We start from the raw sequence: 23,142 nt of genomic DNA on the forward strand, positions 1-23,142 counted from the left end.
TAGGTGTGGCAAGGGCGTGCCCCCTTGACCCTACGGACCTAAGCGTCGAGAACGGCCACCGTTATCGAATTGGCGCACCTGAATCGGGGGAAATGAACCCAATGCCTATCAATCTGAAAATGCCCGCGCTCTCCCCGACGATGGAGGAGGGCACCCTCGCCAAATGGCTGGTCAAGGAAGGCGACACCGTGGCCTCGGGTGACCTGCTCGCGGAGATCGAAACCGACAAGGCGACGATGGAATTCGAAGCGGTCGACGAGGGCGTGATCGCCAAGATCGTCATTCCCGAAGGCACCGACAATGTGAAGGTCGGCGAGATCATCGCGATCATGGCCGCCGATGGCGAAGATGCCGGCGATGCGGCTGCCGACGCACCTTCCTCAAAGGCGCCGGCGCCATCGCCTGCCCCCGCCCCGAAGGAGGAAGCCAAGGAAGACTCCAAGGCAGCGCCAGCTCCCGCTCCGTCCCCCGCACCCGCTGCGTCGGACGATGACCGCATCAAGGCCAGCCCGCTCGCCAAGCGGATCGCTGCTGCCAAGGGCATCGATCTGGCGACGATCACGGGCACCGGCCCGGGCGGACGCATCGTCAAGGCCGATGTCGAGGATGCCAAGCCCGGCGAGGCCAAGGCTGCGGCGCCCGCGCCGGCTGCCGCACCGGAAGCATCCGCCGCACCTGCGCCGGCTGCAACCGCTGCGCCGTTCACCACCGATATCCCGCACGAGGAGGCCAAGCTCTCCAACATGCGCAAGACGATCGCGCGCCGCCTGACCGAAGCCAAGCAGACGATCCCGCACATCTACCTCACACTCGATATCCAGCTCGACAAACTGCTCAAGCTGCGCGGCGAGCTCAACAAGGCGCTCGAGGCGCAGGGCGTCAAGCTCTCGGTCAACGATCTGCTGATCAAGGCGCTTGCCAAGGCGCTGATCCAGGTGCCCAAGTGCAACGTCAGCTTCGCGGGCAACACGCTGATCAGCTATAGCCGCGCCGACATCTCGGTCGCAGTCAGCACGCCTGCGGGCCTGATCACCCCGATCATCGTCGGCGCCGAAACCAAGGCGGTGGGCGCGATCTCCACCGAGATGAAGGAACTCGCCGGCCGCGCCAAGGAGGGCAAACTCCAGCCGCATGAGTACCAGGGCGGCACCGCGAGCCTCTCCAACATGGGCATGTTCGGCATCAAGCACTTCGAAGCGGTGATCAACCCGCCGCAGGGCATGATCATGGCAATCGGCGCGGGCGAAAAGCGCCCCTATCTGGTCGACGAGGCGCTCGGCATCGCGACGGTAATGAGCGCCACCGGCAGCTTCGACCACCGCGCCATCGACGGCGCGGATGGCGCGCAGCTGATGCAGGCGTTCAAGGAACTGTGCGAAAACCCGCTGGGGATGCTGGCGTAAGGTCCTTGCGGGATGGGCGAGCGGCGGGCACCCAGCCCCTCTCCCCTCGAGGGAGAGGGAGGGGCCCATCGCGCAAGCGATGGGAGGGTGAGGGCATGAAGCCGAAATATACCTACAAGACCCTGACCCGAGCCCAATCCCTACGCCGCGACATGACCGATGCGGAGATCAAACTGTGGTCGATCCTGCGGGGTGGCCAACTGGATGGCGCCAAATTTCGCCGTCAGCAGCCGATAGGACCATTCATCGTGGATTTCGTTTGCCAGCAGCAACGGCTGATCATCGAAGCGGATGGTTCGCAGCATTGCGAAAGTGAAACTGACGTGAAGCGCGACGCCTTGCTGCGCGCCAAGGGCTATCGTGTGATGCGGTTCTGGAACAGCGACATATTGGGCAGCATCGATGCTGTGGGGGAAGAGATTTTGCGGGTGCTATCAGGCCCTCACCCTCCCACCGCTGCGCGGCGGGCCCCTCCCTCTCCCTCAAGGGGAGAGGGGGACAACGGCGTCGCGCTCCCTTTCCCCAACCCCTCTCCCTCAGGGGGAGAGGGGTTAGGCGCATGACCATCCTCATCTTCCTCTTCCGCCGGCTGCTGCTGCCCACCGCGATCGCGACGCTCGTCGGGCGTTTCGCGTTCAACCTCGCGCAGACCGGATCGCTCAACGTCTCTGAGACGTTCTTCGATGCTGCGGACGCGTTCTACACCGTGGTGATGGTGTTCGCGATCCTGCTCGCGACCGCGCTCGTCGCGCTGGGGCTGGCGCGGCTGAACCTGCACCCGCTGATCCGCGTGCCCATCCTGCTCGCCACCGCCGCGGGCAGCGGGTTCGCGCTGGTGCTGTATCTCACCGAGGTTGTCGCTTATGCTGAGCTTGTCTATGCGCCCGCAGTGGCATGCTGCATCGTGTGGATGCTCTGCAATCTTGACCTGTTGAAACGCCGAAAGAGAAAGACCGTTCATGGCTGAAACCTTTGACCTCATCGTATTGGGCTCGGGCCCCGGCGGCTATGTCTCGGCGATCCGCGCGGCGCAGCTTGGCCTCAAGGTCGCGATCGTAGAGCGCGAGAAACTGGGCGGCATCTGCCTCAACTGGGGCTGTATCCCCACCAAGGCGCTGCTGCGCACCTCGGAAATCTTCCACTACATGACCCACGCGGGCAATTACGGCCTCACCGCCGACAAGGTGGGCTATGAGCTCGATAAGATCGTCGCGCGCAGCCGTCAGGTCTCGGGCCAGCTCAACGCCGGCGTCAAGGGACTGATGAAGAAGAACAAGATCGCGGTCGTCGAAGGCACCGGCAAGCTCACCGCCAAGGGCAAGCTCAGCGTCACCCAGGGCGACCAGACCCGCGAGCTCGAGGCCAAGGAGATCATCGTCGCCACCGGAGCGCGCGCGCGCGACCTGCCGTTCGCCAAGGCCGATGGCAAGCACATCTGGACCTATCGCCACGCGATGACCCCGACGGAAATGCCGAGCAAACTGCTGGTCATCGGATCGGGCGCGATCGGCGTCGAGTTCGCCAGCTTCTACTCCGACATGGGCGCGGACGTCACCATCGTCGAGATGCTCGACCGCGTGCTGCCGGTGGAAGACGCCGATGTCAGCGCGTTCATGGAAAAGGCGCTCAAGAAGCAGAAGATGACGATCCTCACCGGCGCGGGTGTCGAGGCGCTGACCGACGCCGGGAAGGGGGTTACCGCCAAGATCAAGACCAGGGACGGCAAGAGCGAGGAACACCAGTTCAGCCACGCGATCGTCGCGATCGGCATCGTGCCCAACACCGAGGATATCGGGCTCGAGGCATTGGGCGTGAAGACCGAGCGCGGCCATATCGTCGTCGACGGCTTCGGCCAGACCAACGTTCCCGGCATCCGCGCGATCGGCGATGTCACCGGCCCGCCCTGGCTGGCGCACAAGGCGAGCCACGAGGGCATCATCGCGGTCGAACATATCGCAGGCAAGAACCCGCACCCGTTCGAAACCTGGAACATCCCCGGCTGCACCTATTCGCGTCCGCAGGTGGCCAGCGTCGGCCTCACCGAGGCCAAGGCGAAAGAGGCGGGCCACGAGGTCAAGGTCGGCAACTTCCCCTTCATCGGCAACGGCAAGGCGATCGCGCTGGGCGAGGCCGAAGGCTTCATCAAAACCGTGTTCGACGCCAAGACCGGCGAACTGCTGGGCGCACACATGATCGGCGCGGAAGTGACCGAACTCATCCAGGGCTATGTCATCGCCCGCCAGCTCGAAACGACCGAGGAAGAGCTGATGCACACGGTGTTCGCGCACCCGACGCTGAGCGAGATGATGCACGAAGGTGTGTTGTCAGCGTATGGGCGGGCGGTGCATTTTTGAGGGGGTGAGCACATTTTAGAACTTTGGCGTCTGCCCCCCTAGGTCTAGCCGCGTATCCCTGCCCGCTTGAATGTATAGGACTTCAAGGTCAGTCGCATCGCTTGTATTGATAACGCCATTTTTTATTGCGTCACTCACCAGTTTTTTTATCCGAACTAGCGGAAAGGTTGCACTTACATTCGAAAGGCGCTCGATAAGAAAAAATATTTGCGCAGGACATAGCGAATTTTTTGGATTATGATTAGGGAAATAGTATTCGATGGCTGCCGCTACGCCAATCACTCTATGTCCATATCTGACCGAACATAGATACAGATTTAGATTGTCTTCTTTGGAGAAGATTTTATTTAGCCATGGAGCTAACATCCACTCTATTATCTTTCTTCGAACTGGTGAATCAAATCTAGTTATGAAGTTTGATCTAGCTAGTTGTTGGAGTATAGTTGATGCTCCAGAGCGTTTTTTATACTTATGCCAACGATAAAAAGCTTTTATTGCAGCCATCAAACTGTTGCCGTTGTGTCTATGATAGTTTTTATCTTCAATCCATATTAAAATATCATGAAAAGATCTTAGGTCGATGCCGATCCTTTTGGCCTCAAAAACTGATAATTTCATGCGATAAATTATATGACCGATTCTTCGTTTGAGTGGACATTGTATCCAGCGGCTCACATTTATTGCGACAATAAGTCTGTAGTTTTCGAAACTGTCGAGCAGCGAAAGCCGATAATTGGATAGCAGGCAAATCGATGTCAAGCTTCCAAGTAGAAAGGCGAAATGCGTGTAACTTGGGAAGTTAATGCCGAGAAAGGTATATGCTGTCTCACCTTCAAGAAACCGAATCAAATTGAATATTCCTCCGATTGCACCTCCCGTAAGGATTGAGACCGCTATGACCGGCAGGGCTGGCAGAGACCTCCAGCCCGGGAACATTGTTATAGCGAAGGGCTCGTTTGCTCCCTCCAAGCTATCGGAAGGTAAAACAGTTTCTATCTTGCCATAATCTATCCCAAGTAAACGTCGTAAAACTATGATCTTTCGGGACGCAAATGTAGCTGATTGTTGTAGCAAAGCAAAATATCGTATAACAAAGAAAGCAATTAAGAATATTGACGATATAAATGTAAGCTCTAGGCCAATGCCAGCCGTATCGAGGAGGTTTTCAATTCTGTCTAAAGCTGTGTTGCTCCCTGCTGCAGCACCTGCCAACGTTGTGACAGTTCCTGCGAAAAAAAGAGCGATACCTGCTGCAGCGGTGAGACTTTTTTGATCAGCTTCAAGCGCCTTTGCAGATAGATCATACTCGCGAAGTGCAATGTCTATGTTCTTCTCATCAATTTTATAATGCGGAAAATACTGCTGAGCCGCAATTTTATGATCCATTTGCGGAGCCTCCCTGCAACAACTCAGCTTAAAATTGGTCCAGCCTTACAGAATAATGGAACAGCACCTGAGCTGAAATAGGCTAATTGAATTTCGGTAGGGCGCAATAGCTATGTGGCGCCGTAATCAGTTTCGATGCTCAATTGCGTTGACTACCCCACCGTAACCCCCACCACGACCCACTTGCCATCCTCGCGATCCAGCGTCACTGTTTCCACTGCCTGCTGCTTGTTCGCATAGACCGTGCGGAACTTGACGACTTCGTAGCCCGCGGGCGGGGCGGGGAGGTTTTGCTGGCTGAGCAGGGTGCGTGAGACGGTGCTGCCGTAGCGGGCGTGGACGTCTTCGGAGACCTGGGTCCAGACCTGCAGCGTGTTGAGCTTGCGGAAGGCGGTGCCGGTGGCGGCGTAGCTGTCTTCCCAGCGTTTCTGTTCGATCAGCGAAAGGAACGCGCGGGCGGCGGTGACGACTTCGGGGTTCACCGGGTCGCTCTCGGCATCCTGAAACGCGACCTGGGTCGGGGCGGGGGTGACGGTGGTGGGGGCCGTATTGGTGAACGGCAGTGCGGTGAGGGCCAGCAGGGCGAGGGCGAGGGTCATAAGAACTCCTGTCAGGATCAGAGAGCGGTTTCGCTCCGCGCCGGGGGGCGGCGCCCTCTCCTGATCGGCGGTTGGCGCGCGAACATCATCCCCGATTGAGCTGTCCCCAACATATTGGGGGGTAACAGTGCCGCCCTCGGCCTCGAGCAGCATCCGCGCCGCCTCGCGGCTGCTCGAGACCGCCATCTTGCGCCGCGCATCGCGCAGCCGCTCGTTGATCGTGTGCACCGAAAGGTCGAGCGTGCGCGCGATCGACTTGGCGTCGTGCCCGCACACGATCAGCCGCAGCGTCTGCTTTTCCTTCTCGGTCAGGGCCCGCAGGCCGTCGGTCATCGATGTTGCCATGGCTGCGATGCTAGGCCGAGCCGGGCCCCGCGCCCACCCCAAATAATTAGGGGTCGCACCAGGCCATCCGGTTTCGCTTGCCTGAGAGCCATGTCGCTGTAATCGTTGGGGCAGAACAAGCCGGGTGCGCCGGTCAGGGGAACATCATGAAAAGCTTTGCACGTTTGATCTCGGCGGCGCTCGCCGCGTCCGCGCTCACGGTTACGGCCTCGGCCCAAGAGACACCTGAGCAGGCGCCCACCTGCACGGTGATCACTGCGGCCAAGATGATCGACGTCGCCACCGGCAAGGTCACCGAGTTCCCCGCGATCTTCACCGAGAACGGGCGGATCACCGCAGTCGCCGATGCGCGGATCGTGCGCTGGGGCGATGACGTCACGCATATTGACCTGTCGGGCAAGACGCTGCTGCCCGGGCTGATCGACATGCACGTCCATCTCGACAGCTCGCCCACCTATGGCGGCTACACCAACCTGCAGTTCACCGACCGCTTCTGGAGCTTCGTCGCAGCATCGAACGCGCGCGCGATGCTCGATGCCGGGTTCACTACGGTGCGCAATGTCGGCTCGGAGGGCTATAACGATGTCGCATTGAAGCAGGCGATTGCCGAGGGGTGGGCGACGGGCCCGCGGATCGTGCCCGCCGCCTATTCCATCGGCGCGACCGGTGGCCATTGCGACCAGACCTATCTTCCGCCCTCGTTCGCAGCGAAATCGCCTGCGGTCGGCGATGGCCCGGTCGAACTGCGCCACAAGGTGCGCGAGCAGCGCAAATATGGCGCCGAAGTCATCAAGGTGTGCGCCACCGGCGGGGTGTTCTCGCGCAACACCGAGCCCGGCCAGCAGCAGCTCTCCGAAGAGGAACTGCGCGCGATTGCCGACGAGGCGCACCAATGGGGCCTCAAGGTCGCCGCGCACGCGCATGGCGGGGCGGGGATCAAGGCGGCGATCCGCGCAGGCATCGACACCATCGAGCATGCCAGCCTGGTCGATGACGAGGGAATCAAACTCGCGGCCGAGCGCAAGCAGCCGGTGTGGTTCTCGATGGACATCTTCAACACCGATTACACCCAGGCCGAAGGCGCCAACAACGGCGTGATGGAAGACAACCTGCGCAAGGACCGCGAGATCGCGCAGATCCAGCGGGACAACTTCCGCAAGGCACACAAGGCGGGCGTTCGGATGGTGTTCGCCAGCGATGCCGGCGTGATGCCGCACGGGCAGGTCGGCGGCCAGTTCAAGGTGATGGTCGAATACGGCATGACCCCACTCGAGGCGATCCGCGCGGCTACCGTCAACGCCGCCGAGGCGCTGGGACGGACGCAGGATGTCGGCGCGATCGCGGTGGGACGCTATGCCGATATCATCGCGGTCGATGGCGATCCGCTGGCCGATGTGCGCGAGCTCGAGAGCGTCGATGCGGTGGTGCAGGGCGGTGTTCGGATCCGCTGAAATGCTGCGCGGTAAACTGCCGCAACATTGGTGGGATTGTGCTTCCCCCATCCAAGCGGAATGTGATAATTGCCGCGTCCGATCTACTTGGGGAGAGTAAGATGAGTCTCACTTTGTTTGTGGCGTTTGCCATGTCGATGGCGCAGGGCGATCCGGTTGAAACGGCGCGCAGGGGGCTGAACGCGTGCCTTACGACCTACACCAACGCAGCGCTCGACGCCAAGACGGCACCGGGCGAGTTCACCAAGCAGGCCAGCGACGCTTGCAAGGCTGAAAAGACGACGTTCGTCGAGGCGATGGTCAAGTCCGAGATGCAGTACGGCGGCAAGAAGGCCGAGGCTGAAAGCTATGCCAGCGAGGAAGCGCAGATGATCGTCGACAGCTATGTCGGCAGCTATGGCGATTACCTCTCCAGCAGCACCCGCCACGGTCAGTAAGGCGGGCGGAGCCGGTGCGAAGCCTCTATCCTGCGATCGAGCCCTACGCCACCGGCACGCTGGATACCGGGGACGGGCATCGGGTCTATTATGAGCGCGTGGGGACGCCGGGGGCCAAGCCCGCGGTGTTCCTGCACGGCGGCCCGGGTGGCGGCTGCTCGCCCGATCACCGGCGATTGTTCGATCCGGCGCTGTACGACGTCATGCTGTTCGACCAGCGCGGCTGCGGGCGCTCGGCGCCGCATGCCTCGCTCGACGCGAACACCACCTGGCATCTGGTCGCCGATATCGAACGGCTGCGCGAACTGGCGGGGGTCGCGGACTGGCTGGTGTTCGGCGGGTCGTGGGGATCGACGCTGGCGCTCGCTTATGCGCAGACGCACCCGACGCGTGTCTCGCAACTGGTGCTGCGCGGGATATACACCTGCACCCAGCCGGAGCTCGACTGGTTCTACCAGTTCGGCGTGTCGCAGATGTTTCCGGACAAATGGGAGCGCTTTCAGGCGCTGATCCCCGAGGACGAGCGCGGCGACATGCCCGGCGCGTATTACCGGCGGCTGACCGGGGAAGATCCTGAGCTCCAGGTCGCAGCCGCGCGCGCGTGGAGCCTGTACGAGGGCGAGACGGTGACGTTGCTGCCTGACCCGCGGATCAGCGAGCAGCATGATGACGGGCATTTCGCCCTCGCCTTCGCGCGGATCGAGACGCATTATTTCGTCAATGGCTGCTGGCTCGAGCCCGAGCAGCTGCTGCGCAATGCGCCGCGGCTGGCGGGCATTCCAGGCACTATTGTGCACGGCCGTTACGACATGCCGTGCCCTGCGCATTACGCCTGGGCGCTGCACAAGGCGTTGCCGCATATGGATTTCCATCTGGTGGAAGGGGCAGGGCACGCCTATTCGGAGCCCGGCATCCTGAACCGGCTGGTCGAGGCAACCGATCGCTACGCCGGCAAGGCCTGACCCCGCCGGCGCCGCCCGGCATCAATGGCCGTGCTTGCGAACCAGTTCGCGCATGGCATCGTCCAGACCCTCGATGGTCAGGGGATACATGCGGTCGTTCATCAGATCCTTGACCATCCGCACCGACTGCGAATAGCCCCACTGGTTCTCGGGCACCGGGTTCAGCCACGCAGCCGCGGGATAAGTGTTGGTCACGCGGTTCATCCACACTGCGCCTGCCTCGTCGTTGAAATGCTCGACCGAGCCGCCGGGATGGCTGATCTCATAGGGGCTCATCGAGGCATCGCCGACGAAGATCACCTTATAGTCATGCCCGTATTTGTGGAGGATGTCCCAGGTGTTGGTGCGCTCGGTGAAGCGGCGGCTGTTGTCCTTCCACACGCCTTCGTACAGGCAGTTGTGGAAATAGAAGAATTCGAGGTTCTTGAACTCGGTCTTGGCTGCCGAAAACAGCTCCTCGCACAGCTTGATGAACGGGTCCATCGATCCGCCGACATCGAGGAACAGCAGCAGTTTGACCGCATTGTGCCGCTCGGGGCGCATGCGGATGTCGAGCCAGCCCTGACGCGCGGTGCCGTCGATGGTGCCGTCGATATCGAGTTCGTCGGCATTGCCTTCGCGCGCGAAGCGACGCAGCCGGCGAAGCGCAACCTTGATGTTGCGGGTGCCGAGCTGCCGGGTGTCGTCGAGATTCTGGAACTCGCGCTTTTCCCAGACCTTGACCGCGCGTTTGTGCTTGCTCTCGCCGCCGATGCGCACGCCTTCGGGATTATAGCCCGAATTGCCGAACGGGCTGGTGCCGCCGGTACCGATCCACTTGTTGCCACCCTGGTGGCGCTTTTCCTGCTCCTCGAGCCGCTTCTTGAGCGTCTCCATGATCTCTTCCCACGAGCCCAGCGCCTTGATCTTTTCCATCTCCTCGTCGGAGAGGAACTTCTCGGCGACCGCCTTCAGCCAGTCTTCGGGGATCTCCGCGCTGTCGTTGCCCTGGAACGTCATCTCCAGGCCCTTGAACACCTTGGCGAACACTTGGTCGAACCGGTCGAGCAGCCCTTCGTCCTTCACCAGCGTCGCGCGCGAGAGGTAGTAGAACTCCTCGGGGGTGCGGTCGATCACTTCGCTGTGCAGCGCCTCGAGCAGAATCAGGTGCTCCTTGAGAGACACCGATATACCGGCGCTGCGCAATTCATCCATGAACGAGAAGAACATTGGTGACGGCCCTTGTGTCTGTCGCTTTACGTTTGCGTCAGTCGGTACGATGGCGATTCCCGCCCATTCTGGCAAGGCCGAAGGGGAATGCGATCGTATTTTACAACCCGTTAACCACCATCGGCTAGGGTCCCGACCAGCAGATTGAACGGGGTCTTCATGCAGCAGCATCGCATCATCAAGCCTGAAAGCGATGCCATCCAGCAGATGGCCGAAAGCTGTGGCGATTCCGTCATCTGCTCGAGCCAGGTCGGCGGGATCGTCGAGACCGTGCGGCAGCGCATGGCCATGCTCGGCGAAAAACGGTCCTATCTCGAACAGATCGCGCGCAGCCTCGCCAGCGAGCAGGAGCAGGTGGTTATCGCCACCGACAGCGCCCGGCAGATGAGCCAGGCGGCTTTTCGCAATCTGGCCGAAAGCTCGCAGACGATGCAGGTGTCCGCGCTGGAGCTGCACGATCTGATCGCGCTGATCCAGGGACTGGGCGAGGATGTCAAACGCTTCGCCAATGCCATGGCCGATGTGGTGACCGCGAGTCAGACCATCGATTCCATTGCGCGCTCCACCAACATGCTGGCGCTCAACGCCGCAATAGAAGCCGAGCGTGCCGGGGCCGCCGGAGCCACTTTTGCTGTCGTCGCCGCTGAAGTGAAGAAGCTGGCCCAGGATACGCGCCAGGCGACCGACAAGATCTCAGGCACCATGCATTCGCTCGGCATCGAGGCGGGGCATTTCATGGCGCAGGTTGAAAAGGGCGTCGAGCAGAGCCGCAATGCGCAGCGTCACTTCGAAACGATCGATGCCGCCATCCAGCAGGCCGGCGAAATCATCCGCGACGTCGCCAGCAAGGCTGACGCCATCGCCGATTCGAGCAATGGCGTGCGTTCGGACACGGGCGAGCTGTGTGACAATCTGTTCGTTTTCATGGGCGATGTTGCTGGATGCAGCGATCAGCTTGAAGATGCCTTGCATCAGACCACCGAGCTCGAGACGATTTCTAACGTCATGTTCAACCAGTTGGTGCACACCGGACTATCGCATCGCGACAATCCGTATGTCGAGACCGCGCTGGAGACCGGCAGTGAAATCCGCGACGTAATCGAGACATCTCTGGCCCGCGGCGAACTGACCGAGGCGCAGGTGTTCGACCGGATCTATCGTCCGCGCGGCGAGCCAGGACTGACCCGCTTTGACAACGGGTTCAACGATTTTGCTGACAGCCATATCCGGCCGGTGCTTGACCGGTTCTGGGGTCCGGGCCTGACGACCTTCGGATCGGTGGTCTCGAACCAGGACGGCTATCTGCCCACCCATATCTCCGAACGGTCGCATGCGCCGACAGGGGACAAGGCGCACGACGCCGCCCACTGCCGCAGCCGGATGATCGTGCTCGACCGCACCACCAGCGAGGCGATCGCACACAAGAACGACGACTATTACGCCGCGGTCTATCGCTTCGAGCCGCACCCGGGCGAGATCAGGATCCTGCGCAATATCTTCGTCCCCTTGTGGATCAGGGGCCGCTACTGGGGCAATTTCGAGCTGGCCTATATTCGCTGAGTTCGTTCGGAACGCTGCGCATCCGCTCGCAATGCGTGACACTGGCGCCGCTGGAGCGTGGGGCTATCGGCAGTCGGGCTGCCGCCAGACATAAAGCGTTCCACCTTGCGTGATCTCTGGTTTTTCGGCATTTATACTTCGGCAATACGGCGAAGGTGACGAGAGACAGTCATGCGTGGTCGAACATTCCAGATGGTTATTGCAGTCGTTGCACTTTTGGCCGTGCCCGCGGCAGCTGGAGCGCAGCCGACCGCAGAAGAAGCCACCGATCCGTTCCGCGATGGAATTGAGGTGCTCGGCCAGCGCGAAGTTGCGAAAAAGGTTCTCAAGGACAATCTCCGCGAATTGATGGCGCCGATTCCCCTGTTCGATGTCATCCCGAAATTCTTTCAGCCGCTTTGCCTACAGGTGGTGGGAATGGCGCCCGACGCCAGCGCGATTGTGTCCGACCGCATCAACCGGACCGCGCTCGACGTCGGACTCGATCCGGCAAAGCCGAACTGCAGGGCCAATGCGCTAGTGGTGGTGGTCGATGATCCCCGCGCGCTGTTCGAGAAGATGCTGACGCGCCGGCGCGGCATCGTCGGAATCGCCGAAATGCGCGATGTGCAGACCCGCCAGCTGCGCGACGAACTGCGCGCCCGCAAGCCTGCGGTAGCATGGAACCTCTCCAACCTGGCCAACAGCAATGGCGCAACGCAAGACGGTGAAGGCTTTGTGATTGCGACATCGATCTCGGCCAGCCGCCTGACGTCCAATTTCTACCGGCCCAAATCTCTATCCGTCGTGCTGTTTGATTCCACCCGGATCAAGGATGTGACGCTCGACCAGTTGGCTGATTACGCAGCGCTGCATCTGCTCGGCTCGCCGCGGCGGCAGATCGATTTCGACAGCGTCGCGGTGCCATCGCTGCTCAGCCTGTTCGCGCAGGGGCCCGAGGCCGCGCCATCCGAACTGACCCAGTTCGACAGGGCGTATCTCAAGGGCTTATACACGCTCGAAGCCGGAGCCCTGCGATCGCGCGTGCCAGGCGCCGTGCTCGCAGGGTTCGCCCAGCAGTGCGAAGACCAACAGGACAGCTGCCGGATGCAGCTCAAAAAATAGCTCAGCTGTTGCGGCGCGACATGAAGGCGAGGCGTTCGAACAGCATCACGTCCTGCTCGTTCTTGAGCAATGCGCCATGCAGCGGCGGGATCGCCTTGCTGGGGTCACGCGACTGCAGCACTTCGAGTGGCATGTCCTCGTGCAGCAGCAGCTTGAGCCAGTCGAGCAGTTCGCTGGTCGAGGGCTTCTTCTTGAGGCCGGGGACTTCGCGCACGTCGTAGAAAATCTCGAGCGCCTTCTGCACGAGGATCTTCTGGATTCCGGGGAAGTGCACGTCGATGATCGCCTGCATCGTCTCGCGATTGGGGAACTTGATATAGTGGAAGAAGCAGCGGCGCAGGAACGCGTCGGGCAGTTCCTTCTCGTTGTTCGAGGTGATGACGACGATCGGGCGGTCCTTGGCCTTCACCAGTTCCTTGGTCTCGTAGACATAGAACTCCATGCGATCGAGTTCCTGCAACAGGTCGTTGGGAAACTCGATATCGGCCTTGTCGATCTCGTCGATCAGCAGCACGGGCAACTCGGGCGCGGTGAACGCTTCCCACAATTTGCCCTTCTTGATGTAGTTGCCGATGTCGTGGACGCGCTCGTCGCCCAGCTGGCCGTCGCGCAGACGCGCCACCGCATCGTATTCATAGAGGCCTTGCTGCGCCTTGGTGGTCGATTTGATGTTCCATTCGATCAGCGGCGCCTTGGCGGCCTGGGCGATCTGATGCGCCAGAACGGTCTTGCCGGTGCCTGGCTCGCCCTTCACCAGCAGGGGCCGACGCAGCGCGACGGCGGCGTTGACCGCCACCTTCAGGTCGTCGGTTGCAACATATTCGCTGGTGCCTTCAAAGCGCATGGGATGGCCTTCCTGCCGCTGTTAACTGGGTGGTTAAGCGATAGGGCGCTTGGGCCACCTTGGCAAGCGGGCAGAGCCATTCTGCTTTACGTTTCCGTAAGGCGTTGCGATTTTGCGCTAGATGCCGTCCTGGGCACGGCGCAGTTCGGCACGTTCTTCGAGCATGTCCCAGAAGTGCCGATGCTGTTGCAGCATCTGCGATGCGCCAAAGCCGATTGCTCGGCCGATCATGCGGTCAGTGCTGAGCTCGGCCGCCAGCTGGCGCGTATCGGCCGCCGAGGGAAGCGTGGACTGGCGGACGGCAAGCCCGGTGCGCGTCGCGATGACATCAAGAACATCGCGGATACCGATCCAGTCCAGCACCAGCGCAAACGCCGCGCCAATGGCGCACCCCTGCCGGTCGGATTGCGACAATGCGTTGAGCGCGCCGCGCAGGTTGATGATCGCAGGCGTGCACCGGTCCTGGCCCGGCGTGCTGGTAATCGGTCCAGCCGCGACAGTCAGCCGGGTGAGCAGGGCGCGCTCGCCGACAAACGCTTCGCACGCCTGCGCGAGCCATTTTCCGACATATGGATCTGCAGTCCGGGTGGCGGCGTAATCGATCAATCCGGGATAGCGGCCGTGCAGCAGGCACAGATAGTGCGCAGCATCGGCCAGGTCGACCGCGCGCGCGGGGGTGGCTTTGTCGATCAGGACACCGGTGAAGTCATGGCCTGCGCTGGTCCCTTGCGCCAGCGAGGCATCCAGCGAACGCGGCGGCGCTGCGTCGGGCTGAGCGCGATCAAAGGCTCCGGGCTGAACAATGGACACGAGGCGGCTTTCCTGATCTGTCTGGCCTGATCTGCACAACGGCAGACCGGTGTGGCAGGCAAGCGGGTCGCGCCTGCCTCCACAGGAGCAACCTAGCGCATCGTCCTAAAGAGAAAGTTTACGCAGCCGCAAGTTTATCGCGCGTCGGCATGCGCTTCGTCGAGAAACGCCGCAACATCGTCCAGATCGACATCGTGGCACAAGAAAGTCTGGCCGATTCCGCGCGCGAGCAGGAAGGGCAGCGTGCCGCCTGCCATCTTCTTGTCGTGGCGCATGTGATCGACCAATTCGGCGCCATCTGCGGTAACCCCCGCATCTTGCAGGGTAACCGGCATCGAACACGCCTGAAAATGCGCCGCAAGCCGGTCGGCATCCCTGGAAGCGCACAGCCCCCGCCGCGCCGAATAGTGCAAGGCCAGTACCATGCCGACACCCACCGCTTCGCCGTGCAGAAGTCGCTCGCCAAAGCCGGTGTCGGCCTCGAGCGCGTGGCCAAAGGTATGGCCCAGGTTGAGTAGCGCGCGGCGGTCTTTGGTTTCGCGCTCGTCCTCCCCGACGATCCGCGCCTTTGCCGCCACGCTCGTGGTGATGGCATGGTGTAACGCATCTGGATGACCAGCCAGCACATCGGCGCCATGGGCTTCGCACCACTCGAAGAAGGCGGCATCGTCGATCAGACCGTATTTCACCACCTCGGCATAGCCTGCGCGCATCTCGCGCGGGGGCAGGGTGGAGAGCACCTGCGGATCGATCAGCACGAAGCGCGGCTGGTAGAATGCGCCGATAAGGTTCTTGCCAGCCGCCGTGTTGATCGCGGTCTTGCCGCCCACCGAACTGTCGACCTGCGCCAGCAGTGTGGTGGGCACCTGGACGAAGTCACAGCCGCGCTTGACGATCGAGGCAGCAAAGCCGGTCAGGTCGCCGATCATGCCGCCACCCAGTGCAAAAACGGTATCGCTGCGTTCGACCCCCTCGGCCAGCAGCCAGTCGGTCAGCCGAGCGAGCTCTGCCCAGCTCTTGCTCGCTTCGCCGGCGGGAACGATGTGCAATGCCGCCGCGACCCCGGCGGCTTCAAGCTGGGCGGCGATCCTGGGCCAGTGGCGCTCGGCAACGGTGCTGTCGCTGACCCACAGGCTGCGGTTTCGCTTGATCCAGGGCGCGACATGGTCGGCGACACCGTCCAGTGCGCCGGCTTCCACGGCAATCTCGTAACTGCGCTGGCCCAGCGCGATAGTCAGGCGTGCCATCGGGCGAGTGCCTCCAGGATTGTGAGTACGGTGCGGTGATGCGGACCATCCTTGCTGCGCACATGGATCTGAGCCTGCGCATAGACCGGGTTGCGTACCGCGGCGAGCCGGGTCAACACTTCACCGGGATCGCCATTGCGAAGCAGCGGGCGGGTATTGCGGCGGCTGACGCGTTCGACCAATGTGGCAATGTCGGCGTCCAGCCAGATTGCGATCGCGCCCTCAAGGATCAGCGTTCGGGTCTGGTCGCTCATGAACGCGCCACCCCCCGTTGCGATCACCCGCGGGACTCCATCGATGAGGCGCGATATCACCCGGCGCTCGCCATCTCGGAAATAAGGCTCACCAAAGCGCTCGAAGATTTCCGCTATACTCATTTGCGCTGCGGTTTCGATCTCCTCATCGGCATCCACAAAGCTGATGCCCAGATCGGTTGCGAGCCTCTTGCCGACCGTGGACTTGCCGACACCCATCAGCCCGACGAGCACCAGTGGGCGGTCCAGCCACTGCATGATGTCGCCTGCAAGCCTCGCGGGGTCGGATTTTCGGTTCTGCAGCATTGCCGCGCAGCCTATAAATAGGCTAGGCGATGGCGCAAGTTTTCTAGACACATCACGGAGCATATCTCGGCCATGGCCATTTTGGGACAGAATTACCGGCAGCGCAGGCGCCCGATGGGCCCGTTGATTCTGATCGTGCTGGCAGTGCTGATCGTTGCGTTTCTGGTGTTTGCGTATTCCCGTGGCGGAGAGGTTCCAACCGCACGGGTGGAAAAGCAGATTGCCATGCCCAGCGCCGCCACATCCGATGGCGGCATGGCGCAGCCGGAAGGCTGACCCTGATGCGGCGGGGCATGCTGCTGGCCTGTGCCAGCTTGATGGCGGTGGCGTTCGTATCTGCGCCGGTCATCGGCCAAAACGATGCGCCGGAATCGCTGCTGCCTCCCGGTTTCAATGATCCCGCGCCAGCGCCATCGCAGTCCGAGCCGTCTGCGCCGCCCGAACCCGGGCGCACGCTGCCGATCCCACCGCCTGTCACTTCCGTTCCGGTGGTGCCCTTGCCATCGTTGGCCGGGCAGGAAGAGCTTGATGAGGCGCTGAGCGAGGAGCTCGCCGCGCTGCAGGAGCAAATGGCCGAGCAGCTTGCGCTCAGCCAGGCGCTGCCGCCGAGTGCGCGCCGCTCGCTGGATCGGATCGGCCCGCTCACCGAAGCGAATGGTGGATACGCCGCATCCTCGCTCGGCAATATCGGCGGGCGCTATGCGCAGACATTGGTTCAGCGCACCAGCGGGCGGATCGTGTCGCGCTGGGCTTCGCTGGGGCTTCAGAAGCTGCTGCTGAGCGAACTGGCGACGCCGCAGGGCATCAATGGCGCCAACTTTGCAGCCGAACGCGCGGCGCTGCTGCTGCGGATCGGCTCCGCCGATGGCGCGGTGCGCATGGTGCAGGCGATCGACCCTCCCGCGGCAACGCCGCGCCTGCTGAATGTGGCGTTGAGCAGCTATGTCGCTGCGGCCGATCCGCTGGGCATGTGCCCGCTGCTGCCCTTTGCTGGCGAGACTGCCAAGGGCAATGAGTGGCAGCTGATCCGTGCGATGTGCTCCGGCTTTTCGGGCGAGGGCAGCGCGGCACGCGAGCAGATCGACCGGACACGGCGGCAGGGCGACATGACCCGGATCGATGTGCTGCTCGCGGAAAAGATCGTGGGTGCCAGCCAGAACGGCAGGCGCGCAGTCAGCGTGCAATGGGACGATGTGGATCAGCTGACCCGCTGGCGCTTCGGCCTCGCGCTCACGGCGGGGCTCGAACCACCCGAAGCCCTGTATGCCAGCGCCGACCGTAATTTCCAGGCCTGGCGCGCCCGTGCGCCGATGGCCCCTCTGGCATCGCGGGTGCAGGCAGCCGATATGGCCGCTGCCATGGGCATTCTTTCCAGCAGCGACATGATCGACCTGTATGGCGCGACTTTCGACGATCCTGGCACCGAAGAACCGCTGCGCGACCGCATGGCGCTGCTGCGCACGGCCTATGTGGCGGCGGATGTCGATGATCGTTTGCGCGCTATGCAGGCGTTGTGGACCCGTTCCGACAATGCCTTTGCCCGTTATTCCTCGCATATCCTGACCGCGCACGCCGCAGCCCGCGTCGTTCCGTCCGCGGACCTGGCTGCCGCCAGCGATGATCTCATAGTCTCGATGGTGTCGGCCGGATTCGACACCAGCGCCGCGCGCTGGGCCAGTGTCGTTCCCGAAGGCAGCCTGGGCTGGGCGGTGCTGAGCCTGGCCGCGCCCATCCAGCGCTCGCGATTCTCGTCATCGCAGATCAGCGGCTTCTTCGACAACGACAACAGCGCCGATGCGCGCAAGAGCGCGTTTCTGGTCGCGGGCCTTGCCGGGCTCAACCGGATCAGCGACGGCGACCGCGATTCCCTGGCCAGTGATCTCGGCATCCGGCTGGGCGGCGAGAACCGCTGGACGCGAGCGATCCGCTCGGCCGCCTCGCAAGGCAATGACGGGCTGGTGACGCTTCTGGCGGCGATGGGCATGCAGGGCAATGACTGGTCGGCGATGACGCCGCGTCAGCTGTATCATGTCGTTTCGGCGTTGCGCATTGTCGGTCGTCAGGCAGAAGCCCGGATGATCGCAGCAGAAGCCGTCAGCCGCGCCTGACCGATGACAGGCGACGACGCCCGTCTGATCGAGCGGTTTCTGGAAATGATGGCAGCCGAGCGCGGCGCGGCGGTCAACACGCTGGCTGCGTATCGACGTGATCTTGAACAGGCCTCCGAGGCGCTGGCAGGCGCGCTTGCCCAGGCAGGGGAGGCGGGTCTTGGCCGACTGGACCACCACTGGCGCGATCTGGCGTCCAGCACCGTGGCGCGCAAATCATCCGCGCTGCGCGGCTTTTTCGCCTTCCTGGAAGATGAAGGGCTGGTCGCAGCGGACGCTGGCAGGGCCCCCAAGGCGCCCGCGCGTCCTCGCCTGCAGCGGCCTCTGCCCAAGATTCTGACCCATGAGGATATCGGCCGGCTGTTCGCGCTGGCCGAAGAGCGTGCTTCCGCGGCTGAGGCGCGGCCGCAGGATCTGCGACTGCTTGCGCTGATCGAGCTGCTGTATGGCTCGGGGCTGCGGGCCAGCGAGCTGGTCAGCCTGCCGCGCGCGGCCGCGAGCATCGGCCGTCCGTTGCTCGCGATCACCGGCAAGGGCGACAAGCAGCGGCTGGTGCCGATCTCGGGCCGCGCGCGCGATGCGCTGGCACGCTGGCTGACGGTCAGCCCGGGCGAGACGCGCTGGCTGTTTCCGTCGCGTACCGGGCATATAAGCCGCATCCGGCTGTATCAGCTGGTCAAGGAATTCGCTGCCAGCGCCGGGATCGATCCTGCGCGGGTCAGTCCGCATGTGTTGCGCCATGCCTTCGCGACCCATCTGCTCGAAGGCGGCGCGGATCTGCGGACATTGCAGACCTTTCTGGGCCACGCCGACATCGCCACCACCCAGATCTATACCCATGTCGACAGCAAAAGGCTGGTCGAGCTGGTCAATCGCCGCCATCCGCTGGCGCAGATGAACCTTGCCGACAGGCAGCGGCATAGCTAGCAGAGCAGAATCATGACCATGACAAGCTATCTGGAATTCGAAAAGCCGATCGCCGCGCTCGATGCGCGCATCGCCGAGCTACGCGAGACCGCCGATAACGGCGAAATCGATATCGAAAGCGAAATCGAACGGCTCGCCGCCAAGTCGCGCAAGCTGCTGGCCTCGACATATGCCGGGCTGACCCCGTGGCAGAAGACGCTGGTTGCGCGCCACCCGGCGCGGCCGCATTTCAAGCATTATGTCGCGGGCATGTTCGACGAGTTCCTGCCGCTGGCAGGCGACCGTGCGTTTGGCGATGACAAGGCGATCATGGGCGGCTTTGCCCGCATGGGCGAGCAAAGGCTGGTCGTCATCGGGCACGAAAAGGGCGACAACACCGAAAGCCGCATCCGCCACAATTTTGGCATGGGCAAGCCCGAGGGCTATCGCAAGGCGATCCGTCTGATGGATCTGGCCGACCGGTTCGGGCTTCCTGTCGTGACCCTGGTCGATACTTCGGGCGCGTTTCCAGGGGTTCAGGCCGAGGAGCGCGGCCAGGCGGAAGCGATCGCCCGGTCGACCGAGCGCTGCCTGTCGCTGGGTGTGCCGATGGTGTCGGCGATCGTCGGCGAGGGCGGATCGGGCGGCGCGGTCGCGCTGGCGTCTGCCGAGCGGGTGTTGATGTTCGAGCATGCGGTCTATTCGGTGATCTCGCCCGAAGGCTGCGCCTCCATCCTTTGGCGCACGGCCGATCGCGCGGCCGACGCTGCCGAGGCGATGCAGGTGACGGCGGCGGATCTCAAGCGGCTCAACGTGATCGACCGGATCGTCAAGGAACCGGTCGGCGGCGCACACCGTGACTCGGCGCAGGCGATCAAGGAATTGGCCAAGGCGGTGCGCGAAGAGCTCGAGATGCTCAAGAAACTGAATCCCATCGAACTGCGCGCGGCGCGCGAAGCCCGCTTCCTGGCCATCGGATCGCTCTGATACCGCTGTAAAATCGCGCAACCCTGGCGCGGCTGCATCGTTGTGCCGACATGGCCATTTGATCCGGATGCCCACTCGGGGCATCATGCGACCAACGGCACCGACAATTCGCCGATAAGGAGAGTCCGATGGCAAGACGGGTCAGGGTTTTTGCGTTTTCAGCCGCGACAGTATTGGCGACGACCGCACTGGTCAGCGGCGCGCTGACGCCATCCGCCGAAGCGCTGGTGGCGCAGGCCCAGTCGATTACCGCTTCCGAAAAGCGCCAGGGCGCAGAGGTGCATCCCAAGCTGCTCGAAGAGTTCGGTGGCGCCTATCAGGTTCCGCAAACATCCTATGTGGTGCAGGTCGGCAAGGGCATTGCGGTGCAATCCGGGCTGGGCAATGCCCGCGACGACTTTACCGTCACGCTCCTCAACTCCCCGGTCAACAACGCCTTCGCGATCCCCGGTGGCTATGTCTATGTCACTCGCCAGTTGCTGGCGCTGATGAACGACGAGGCCGAACTGGCCGGTGTTCTGGGGCACGAGGTTGGCCATGTCGCGGCGCGGCATTCCGAAAAGCGGCAGCGAGCCTCTCAGCGCAACAGCATCCTCGGGGTGCTTGGCCAGATCGGCGCTGCGGTTTTGCTGGGCGACACCGCCGCCGGCCAACTCGGCCAGCAGGTATTCGGCACGGGCACGCAGCTTTTGACGCTCAAATATTCGCGCAAGCAGGAGGAAGAGGCCGACGATCTTGGGGTGCGTTATCTTAGCAGCGCGGGCTATGATCCCAGGGCGTTGTCCTCGATGCTCGCCTCGCTGGCAGCCCAGCAGGCGATCGACACCCGGTCACAAGGGGGCGATGCGCGCTCGGTTCCCGCCTGGGCCAGCACCCACCCCGATCCTGCGCGACGCGTCACCCGCGCTGCGACTGTGGCGAGCCGGTTCAACGGCACCCAGCGCAACCGCGATGTCTTCCTGTCGCGCCTCGATGGGCTGCTATACGGGGATGACCCGAAACAGGGTCTGGTGCAGGGCAGGGAGTTTCTGCACCCCGAACTGGGGCTCAAGTTTGCAGTGCCGCAGGGCTATGCGATGCAGAACGGCACCAGCGCGGTGTCGATCAGCGGTCAGTCGGCCCAGGCGCAGTTCAGCATGGCGCCCTTTACCGGCGATCTTACCCGTTATGTCGAACAGGCCTTTCGCAGCATAGGCGGCAACCAGCAGCTCGCTTACGGCCAGATCCAGCGCACCACGGTCAACGGACTACCCGCGGCCTATGCCACCGCGCGTGTGACAGCCGATCGTCGGACGGTGGATGTTACCGTTTTCGCCTACAGCTTCGGCAATGACCGCGCCTATCACTTCGCTGCGGTCACGCCTGCCGGGCAAAGCAATCCGTTCACGCCGATGTATCAGTCGGTGCGTCGCCTGACCGGCACCGAAGCATCCGCCATTCGTCCCAGGCGCCTGCGGGTGGTGGGTGTCCAGCGCGGTGATACCGTTCAATCGCTGGCCGGTCGCATGGCCTTTGATGATCTGAAGGTCGAACGGTTCCTGGCGCTTAACGGATTGCCGGCGAATGCGCAGCTCACCCCCGGACAGAAGATCAAGATCGTGACCTATTGAGTCCAATCATTTAACAAAAAAAAGGGCCAGCGATCGCTCGCCGGCCCTTGCTCTCATCGATTGTTAATTGAATTAGGGCGCAGCATTGGCTGTAGTCAGATCGCCGCTCACACGCGTGAACGTGCCATTGAGCGCAGTGCCCAGCGTGCCCATGGCGGTGATTGCAGCGACAGCGATCAGGGCGGCGATCAAGCCATATTCGATGGCGGTGGCGCCCTTTTTGTTGCCGAGAATGTTGCGAATGGTCTTCATGTCAGGTCTCCTGTTCAAGTCTTCACTTCCCCGTCCCATCTTCACAAGTGTGGATTGGACAGGACCGGGGTAGAACTAAATAGTTAGGATATTCCTAAGGCTTGCGAGGCTGTCCAAAATTTCGACAGTTTAGCCTTCCTCTGGAACTACGTTGGTTTGCACATAATCCCACATATCGGTTGTCCGCGTAGCCATAGAGTTTATGGCGGTCATGCAGACGATCGCCACGAGGGCGACAATTAGTCCGTATTCAATGGCGGTTGCGCCACGTTTTGATTTGGCCAATTGGGCAAGGAAATGGCGCATGGTGGTTCCGCAATTGGCTGGGGACCCGCTTGCCCCCTTGGCAATTTTGCAAAACTGCGTTTCCAAAAGGTTAAATCGGACACCCATCATGCAAATTTTTCCGACACTTTTCCCCGTTGTGGCGGCGTTGCTCGCAGACCCGGAAGGCCGGATCCTCGTCCAGCAGCGGCCACCCGGAACCGCCATGGCCGGATTGTGGGAGTTCCCCGGCGGCAAGATCGAGCAGGGGGAGACGCCTGAGCTCGCGCTCGCGCGCGAATTGGCCGAAGAGCTCGGGATCCATGTCCTGCCGGCCGATCTTCAACCCTTCACCTTTGCTAGCGAAGCGCTCGGCCTGCGCCATCTGCTGTTGCTGCTTTATCATTGCAACGCCTGGCAAGGGGAACCGACAGCGTTGCATGCCACTGCGATTCGCTGGGCTACAATCGAGGAACTCTACTTGCTCGCTATGCCGCCAGCCGATTTGCCGCTGCTCGATGCCATTGCGCAATCGCGGCGTTACCGAGCGGATTCACAATAAAGCGATGGGATGGCTAAAAAGGTGTTGCCATCTCAAAGGCCGCTGACTATGTCGCCCACTCCAACGCGCCCGTAGCTCAGCTGGATAGAGCATCAGACTACGAATCTGAGGGTCGGACGTTCGAATCGTTCCGGGCGCACCATTTTCCCTAAACCGGAAAATTGGACTGAAAAGGCGGGCAG

The 23,142-nt window shown here is 62.2% G+C and carries 24 protein-coding genes and 1 tRNA gene; 16 read left to right on the forward strand and 9 right to left on the reverse strand.

Annotation, left to right across the window (positions count from 1 at the left end; all coding sequences use genetic code 11):
• Positions 1-101 precede the first annotated feature (101 nt).
• The 4 genes from QUV11_RS08060 to lpdA all read left to right on the forward strand — a co-directional run bounded on the left by QUV11_RS08060 (position 102) and on the right by lpdA (position 3,757).
• Positions 102-1,403 carry a pyruvate dehydrogenase complex dihydrolipoamide acetyltransferase gene (locus QUV11_RS08060; RefSeq protein WP_300881459.1) on the forward strand — a complete coding sequence of 434 codons (1,302 nt, stop codon included), beginning with the start codon at positions 102-104 and terminating at the stop codon, positions 1,401-1,403.
• Positions 1,404-1,498: 95 nt separating this feature from the next.
• Entirely contained in the window at positions 1,499-1,966 is a 468-nt protein-coding gene (locus QUV11_RS08065; RefSeq protein ID WP_289619822.1) for an endonuclease domain-containing protein, read from the forward strand.
• A complete protein-coding gene (locus tag QUV11_RS08070; RefSeq protein ID WP_300881460.1) occupies positions 1,963-2,370 on the forward strand; it encodes a hypothetical protein in 408 nt (135 codons plus the stop codon). The genes QUV11_RS08065 and QUV11_RS08070 overlap by 4 nt, the downstream gene beginning before the upstream one ends.
• Positions 2,363-3,757 (forward strand): dihydrolipoyl dehydrogenase, encoded by a 1,395-nt coding sequence (lpdA, locus tag QUV11_RS08075; protein WP_289619824.1) that lies wholly within the window; start codon positions 2,363-2,365, stop codon positions 3,755-3,757. Before QUV11_RS08070 ends, lpdA begins: the two co-directional genes overlap by 8 nt.
• A 15-nt stretch (positions 3,758-3,772) precedes the next feature.
• Here the strand turns inward: lpdA and QUV11_RS08080 are convergent, their stop codons facing one another.
• Positions 3,773-5,143 carry a transglycosylase domain-containing protein gene (locus QUV11_RS08080; RefSeq protein WP_300881461.1) on the reverse strand — a complete coding sequence of 457 codons (1,371 nt, stop codon included), beginning with the start codon at positions 5,141-5,143 and terminating at the stop codon, positions 3,773-3,775.
• A 152-nt stretch (positions 5,144-5,295) separates the two neighbouring features.
• Positions 5,296-6,087: a DUF4019 domain-containing protein gene (locus tag QUV11_RS08085; protein ID WP_300881462.1), complete on the reverse strand. Its 792-nt coding sequence runs from the start codon at positions 6,085-6,087 to the stop codon at positions 5,296-5,298.
• Positions 6,088-6,233: 146 nt separating this feature from the next.
• On the opposite strand from QUV11_RS08085, the gene QUV11_RS08090 reads away from it, so the two are divergent.
• The 3 genes from QUV11_RS08090 (at position 6,234) to pip (ending at position 8,937) form a co-directional block, all read left to right on the forward strand.
• On the forward strand, positions 6,234-7,538 hold the full coding sequence (locus QUV11_RS08090) for an amidohydrolase family protein (protein ID WP_300881463.1): 1,305 nt from the start codon (positions 6,234-6,236) through the stop codon (positions 7,536-7,538).
• A gap of 101 nt (positions 7,539-7,639) precedes the next feature.
• Positions 7,640-7,975, forward strand: coding sequence for a hypothetical protein (locus tag QUV11_RS08095; RefSeq protein WP_300881464.1), 336 nt, complete (start codon positions 7,640-7,642; stop codon positions 7,973-7,975).
• Positions 7,976-7,989: 14 nt separating this feature from the next.
• Positions 7,990-8,937, forward strand: coding sequence for a prolyl aminopeptidase (pip, locus tag QUV11_RS08100; RefSeq protein ID WP_300881465.1), 948 nt, complete (start codon positions 7,990-7,992; stop codon positions 8,935-8,937).
• A gap of 21 nt (positions 8,938-8,958) precedes the next feature.
• Here pip and QUV11_RS08105 read toward each other — a convergent pair whose 3' ends face one another.
• Positions 8,959-10,146, reverse strand: a complete 1,188-nt coding sequence (locus QUV11_RS08105) for a VWA domain-containing protein (protein ID WP_300881466.1) — start codon at positions 10,144-10,146, stop codon at positions 8,959-8,961.
• Positions 10,147-10,305: 159 nt separating this feature from the next.
• On the opposite strand from QUV11_RS08105, the gene QUV11_RS08110 reads away from it, so the two are divergent.
• Positions 10,306-11,706, forward strand: a complete 1,401-nt coding sequence (locus QUV11_RS08110) for a methyl-accepting chemotaxis protein (protein ID WP_300881467.1) — start codon at positions 10,306-10,308, stop codon at positions 11,704-11,706.
• A 192-nt stretch (positions 11,707-11,898) separates the two neighbouring features.
• Positions 11,899-12,810: a hypothetical protein gene (locus QUV11_RS08115; protein ID WP_300881468.1), complete on the forward strand. Its 912-nt coding sequence runs from the start codon at positions 11,899-11,901 to the stop codon at positions 12,808-12,810.
• A 1-nt stretch (position 12,811) separates the two neighbouring features.
• Here the strand turns inward: QUV11_RS08115 and QUV11_RS08120 are convergent, their stop codons facing one another.
• The 4 genes from QUV11_RS08120 to QUV11_RS08135 all read right to left on the reverse strand — a co-directional run bounded on the left by QUV11_RS08120 (position 12,812) and on the right by QUV11_RS08135 (position 16,271).
• A complete protein-coding gene (locus tag QUV11_RS08120; protein ID WP_300881469.1) occupies positions 12,812-13,654 on the reverse strand; it encodes a MoxR family ATPase in 843 nt (280 codons plus the stop codon).
• Positions 13,655-13,771: 117 nt separating this feature from the next.
• Positions 13,772-14,464 carry a hypothetical protein gene (locus QUV11_RS08125; protein WP_300881470.1) on the reverse strand — a complete coding sequence of 231 codons (693 nt, stop codon included), beginning with the start codon at positions 14,462-14,464 and terminating at the stop codon, positions 13,772-13,774.
• A gap of 134 nt (positions 14,465-14,598) precedes the next feature.
• On the reverse strand, positions 14,599-15,711 hold the full coding sequence (gene aroB, locus QUV11_RS08130) for a 3-dehydroquinate synthase (RefSeq protein WP_300881471.1): 1,113 nt from the start codon (positions 15,709-15,711) through the stop codon (positions 14,599-14,601).
• Positions 15,699-16,271 carry a shikimate kinase gene (locus QUV11_RS08135; RefSeq protein WP_300881472.1) on the reverse strand — a complete coding sequence of 191 codons (573 nt, stop codon included), beginning with the start codon at positions 16,269-16,271 and terminating at the stop codon, positions 15,699-15,701. Before QUV11_RS08135 ends, aroB begins: the two co-directional genes overlap by 13 nt.
• 72 nt (positions 16,272-16,343) lie before the next feature.
• Here QUV11_RS08135 and QUV11_RS08140 point away from each other — a divergent pair, with 72 nt between their 5' ends.
• The 5 genes from QUV11_RS08140 to QUV11_RS08160 all read left to right on the forward strand — a co-directional run bounded on the left by QUV11_RS08140 (position 16,344) and on the right by QUV11_RS08160 (position 21,882).
• Positions 16,344-16,547, forward strand: coding sequence for a hypothetical protein (locus QUV11_RS08140; protein WP_300881473.1), 204 nt, complete (start codon positions 16,344-16,346; stop codon positions 16,545-16,547).
• Between the two features lie 5 nt (positions 16,548-16,552).
• On the forward strand, positions 16,553-18,379 hold the full coding sequence (locus tag QUV11_RS08145) for a hypothetical protein (protein WP_300881474.1): 1,827 nt from the start codon (positions 16,553-16,555) through the stop codon (positions 18,377-18,379).
• 3 nt (positions 18,380-18,382) lie between these two features.
• Positions 18,383-19,306, forward strand: coding sequence for a tyrosine recombinase (locus QUV11_RS08150; protein ID WP_300881475.1), 924 nt, complete (start codon positions 18,383-18,385; stop codon positions 19,304-19,306).
• 18 nt (positions 19,307-19,324) lie between these two features.
• A complete protein-coding gene (locus QUV11_RS08155; protein ID WP_300881514.1) occupies positions 19,325-20,272 on the forward strand; it encodes an acetyl-CoA carboxylase carboxyltransferase subunit alpha in 948 nt (315 codons plus the stop codon).
• A gap of 128 nt (positions 20,273-20,400) precedes the next feature.
• Positions 20,401-21,882, forward strand: a complete 1,482-nt coding sequence (locus tag QUV11_RS08160; RefSeq protein ID WP_300881476.1) for a M48 family metalloprotease — start codon at positions 20,401-20,403, stop codon at positions 21,880-21,882.
• 72 nt (positions 21,883-21,954) lie between these two features.
• Here the strand turns inward: QUV11_RS08160 and QUV11_RS08165 are convergent, their stop codons facing one another.
• Positions 21,955-22,134 (reverse strand): Flp family type IVb pilin, encoded by a 180-nt coding sequence (locus tag QUV11_RS08165; RefSeq protein ID WP_300881477.1) that lies wholly within the window; start codon positions 22,132-22,134, stop codon positions 21,955-21,957.
• 129 nt (positions 22,135-22,263) lie between these two features.
• Positions 22,264-22,626 carry a Flp family type IVb pilin gene (locus QUV11_RS17185; protein WP_367279847.1) on the reverse strand — a complete coding sequence of 121 codons (363 nt, stop codon included), beginning with the start codon at positions 22,624-22,626 and terminating at the stop codon, positions 22,264-22,266.
• Between QUV11_RS17185 and QUV11_RS08175 the strand changes: the two genes are divergently transcribed.
• Complete coding sequence (locus tag QUV11_RS08175; protein ID WP_300881479.1) at positions 22,529-22,960, forward strand: (deoxy)nucleoside triphosphate pyrophosphohydrolase; 432 nt, start codon at positions 22,529-22,531, stop codon at positions 22,958-22,960. The genes QUV11_RS17185 and QUV11_RS08175 overlap by 98 nt on opposite strands.
• 65 nt (positions 22,961-23,025) lie before the next feature.
• Positions 23,026-23,102 (forward strand) — tRNA-Arg (locus QUV11_RS08180).
• The last annotated feature ends 40 nt before the right edge of the window (positions 23,103-23,142 follow it).

Origin of the sequence: Blastomonas sp. (assembly GCF_030373265.1) — a bacterium.
Lineage (GTDB): Bacteria > Pseudomonadota > Alphaproteobacteria > Sphingomonadales > Sphingomonadaceae > Blastomonas.